Annotated in this window: 2 rRNA genes; both read right to left on the bottom strand. The window is 37.3% G+C overall.

Annotated features, from left to right (window positions below):
* A 5S ribosomal RNA gene (gene rrf / locus FOT98_RS31575) occupies positions 1-64 on the bottom strand; the annotation flags it as partial.
* 101 nt (positions 65-165) lie between these two features.
* Positions 166-292 (bottom strand): 23S ribosomal RNA (locus tag FOT98_RS31570); the annotation flags it as partial.

Genomic DNA, 292 nt, shown 5'->3' with positions numbered 1-292 from the left:
TAGAGAGCTTAACTTCCGTGTTCGGTATGGGAACGGGTGTGGCCTCTCTGCCATCATTACCAGACTGTATTCATTTAAGACAAGAATTATTGTAACTCATTTAACTTTTAAAGTCAACAAGTTTTTTATATTCTTTCAAAACTAGATAACATTGCTTCATATTATATGGTTAAGTCCTCGATCTATTAGTATTTGTCAGCTCCACATGTCACCATGCTTCCACCTCGAACCTATCAACCTGATCATCTTTCAGGGATCTTACTAGCTTACGCTATGGGAAATCTCATCTTGA

Origin of the sequence: Bacillus sp. HY001, from assembly GCF_007558965.1 — a bacterium.
GTDB lineage: Bacteria > Bacillota > Bacilli > Bacillales > Bacillaceae_G > Bacillus_A > Bacillus_A mobilis.
This window is presented reverse-complemented; position numbering and strand designations above follow the sequence as displayed.